This is a genomic window from Oleiphilus sp. HI0043 (genome assembly GCF_001634935.1).
Genome location: NZ_LWEY01001460.1, coordinates 1 through 903, shown reverse-complemented (window position 1 = coordinate 903; position 903 = coordinate 1). Strand labels below are relative to the sequence as shown.

1 protein-coding gene and 1 pseudogene are annotated in these 903 nt (G+C 46.8%); both read left to right on the top strand.

What is annotated here, in order from left to right:
- Nucleotides 1–284 (top strand): annotated as a pseudogene (locus A3729_RS20670) (hypothetical protein); the annotation flags it as partial.
- Nucleotides 285–293: 9 nt separating this feature from the next.
- Nucleotides 294–903, top strand: a 610-nt coding sequence (gene cobA / locus A3729_RS20665; protein ID WP_068634231.1) for a uroporphyrinogen-III C-methyltransferase, incomplete at its 3' end; no start/stop codon positions are given.

Genomic DNA, 903 nt, shown 5'->3' with positions numbered 1-903 from the left:
CGTTTTCAGATATTTGGCAAAATACCGACGATGAATTAATGCTGGGGCTACGCATGAGTCCACGTCCTATTGAGGGACGTTGTGCCAAATGTGATTACTTTGCGATATGTGGTGGTAATACTAGGGTGCGAGCTTTCAGTAGTGATGGTGAATATTGGGGAGAGGACCCGGGCTGCTATCTGGATAATCAGGAAATTGGTTTGTCAGAAGACGATATTGATGGTGCCGAGGCAGTTAATACGCACTTGCTTGAAAGTACAAACGCTACACCTCAGGCTGTTTAGGAGAGGCTTATGAATCAAGATAATTTTTCCAATGCTGGCCTAAAACGCCCACAAGAATTGTTTGCTAAAGGTTCTGAAAATAGACGACCTTTTCTACCCGGAGAAGTTGCTCTGATCGGCGCCGGACCGGGTGATCCTGAACTGTTAACCATAAGGGCTCATCGCTTAATCAAGCAGGCTGACTGTGTTATTTATGACCGCTTGGTCAGTGCTGAAGTGATGGAATTAGTGTCGCCCAGGGCAGAGTGTATTTATGTGGGTAAGAAAAGTGCCGACCATGCTTTGCCCCAAGAGCAAATAAACCAGTTGATTGTCGAAAAAGCGATGAGCGGCAAGAAGGTTGCTCGTCTTAAAGGCGGTGACCCTTTTATCTTTGGTCGTGGTGGTGAAGAGGTTCAGGAACTGTTGGATGCGGGGGTTGCTTGCCGAGTCGTCCCAGGTGTTACCGCTGCTTCAGGTTGTACGACTTATTCCGGCATTCCATTAACTCACCGGGATTTTGTTCATGGTTGCACTTTTATCACGGGCCATCTTCAGGATGATACGCTGGATTTACCTTGGCAGGCTTTGGCACGTGAAGATCACACTGTTGTGATTTACATGGGTATTAAAACATCAC